Origin of the sequence: Blastococcus goldschmidtiae (assembly GCF_031845325.1) — a bacterium.
Lineage (GTDB): Bacteria > Actinomycetota > Actinomycetes > Mycobacteriales > Geodermatophilaceae > Blastococcus > Blastococcus goldschmidtiae.
Map to the genome: position 1 here is coordinate 1 of NZ_JAVREI010000040.1, position 562 is coordinate 562.

The 562-nt window shown below is 37.9% G+C and carries 1 protein-coding gene; it reads right to left on the reverse strand.

Going from position 1 to position 562, the window contains the following annotated elements:
* The coding region (locus RM425_RS21485; protein ID WP_449495095.1) for a cadmium resistance transporter at positions 1–290 on the reverse strand (290 nt) is incomplete at its 3' end.
* Positions 291–562: the final 272 nt, after the last annotated feature.

The window sequence follows — 562 nt, forward strand, 5'->3', positions numbered from 1 at the left end:
ATAGACTCTCCATCGGAATCTCCTAACAGCAAAACTTTGAGGCCTAGGAAAATCGGAATCAAGCCGAGCAAACCTAAAATCTCTTTACTAGGAATATAATCTAAGACAAATGCAAAAAGCAAACTTAGCAATATCAGGCTAACAGAGCCTAGAAATTGTCCTAAATAGATGTTAATGATGTCTTTTCCGCTTTTTTTTTGGCAAAAAATAACATTAGGATAATAAGTAAGTCTACGGCTGTCCCAGAATACAGGATTATTGAAGTAACAACATTTTGAATCATAAAACATCCCATTCAAATATATTTTTTAATGTATTCAAACATTAAACTTTGTAGATGTCAACTTCAACCCCGTCAAAATATAGTGGATTAACAAAACCGGTACGGCGTTGCCTCGCCTTGCCGTACTATTTGTACTGTCTGCGGCTTCGTCGCCTTGTCCTGATTTTTGTTAATCCGCTATATTTTCCGATGCAAAACAAAGCAGTCATATATTTGATTCCCCCTACCGTTGCCACGCTTCCCTCAAATATTCGACGCAGTCGGTCAGCGAGTAAAACG